Consider the following 1,246-nt stretch of genomic DNA (forward strand, 5'->3'; position numbering starts at 1 on the left):
AGTGTGCCCTTCCGACCTCCTCGACCCCGTCGACAACAGCACCCGCCCCCGGCGAAGGCTCAAGCACGGCAGCCATCAACTGCCGCGTATACGGATGCCCGGGCGCGGAAAACACCGCATCCGTAGGCCCCTCCTCCACCACAACCCCGTGCCGCAGCACAACAACCCGATCGGCAAGCCCCCGCACGACCGCCAGGTCATGGCTGATGAACAGACAGGCCAACTCCCGCTCCCGCCGCAGATCATCAAGCAGCCGCAGCACGTCGGCCTGAACCGACACGTCCAACGCGGTCGTGATCTCGTCCGCGATCAGAACATCCGGCTCACCCGCAAGCGCCCGCGCGATCCCGATCCGCTGCCGCTGCCCACCGGAGAGCTGCGCGGGCAACCGCTCGGCGAGAGCAGGCTCAAGACGCACGTCGGAGATGAGCTGCCGAGCCCGATCAACAGCTTCCGCCCGCGAACCCACGGTGCCGAAGAACCTCAACGGCCGCCGCACCGCGTCCCCCACCGAACGACGCGGATTCAACGACGTATCGGCGTTCTGGAACACGAGCTGAACCCGCCGCCGGAGCGACAACGGCCGCTTCCCGGCGGGCCTGGCGAGGTCGCCCACCTCACGATCGCCGGACTTGAGGTCGCCCGGCTCGTGGTCACCCGACTCATGGGTCATCGTGCCGCCGGACGGAGTCCGCAACCCCGCGAGGGTCCAGGCGAGCGTGGACTTGCCGCTGCCCGACTCCCCCACGAGGGCGAGGACTTCACCGCGCCGGACGTCGAAGGCGACACCGTCCACGGCACGCGCGGACCCGTAGTCGATGGTGACGCCCCGCGCGGAGACGGCGACGGGCGCCTCGTCGGACACAACGGCCTTCGGCCGCACCTCCCGCTCCCCCGCCGCACCCACAAGAGCCAGCCCCTCGTCATCGAGCCGCGGCACACTCGCCAACAGCCTTCTGGTGTACGGATCTTGGGGCGCCGCGAACAACCGACCAGTCGGTGCCGCCTCCACCACCCGGCCGGACCGCAGCACAGTCACCTCGTCAGCCATGTGCGCGACGACGCCGAGGTCATGGCTCACCAGCACGGCGGCGAGGCCGAGTTCGTCGCGGAGCGCCCCGATCAGGTCGAGGACTCCACGTTGCGTTATGACGTCGAGCCCGGTCGTCGGCTCGTCGAGGACGAGGACCTTCGGGCGGGCCGCGATGGCCATGGCGATGGCGACGCGCTGCTGCTGGCCGCCGGA

The 1,246-nt window shown here is 70.1% G+C and carries 1 protein-coding gene; it reads right to left on the minus strand.

Going from position 1 to position 1,246, the window contains the following annotated elements; translation table 11 throughout:
- The coding region (locus O3Q52_RS53160) for an ATP-binding cassette domain-containing protein (RefSeq protein ID WP_269655557.1) at window positions 1-1,051 on the minus strand (1,051 nt) is incomplete at its 3' end.
- Between the last annotated feature and the right edge of the window lie 195 nt (window positions 1,052-1,246).

Source organism: Streptomyces sp. ActVer (genome assembly GCF_027270795.1).
Classification (GTDB): Bacteria; Actinomycetota; Actinomycetes; order Streptomycetales; family Streptomycetaceae; genus Streptomyces; species Streptomyces umbrinus_A.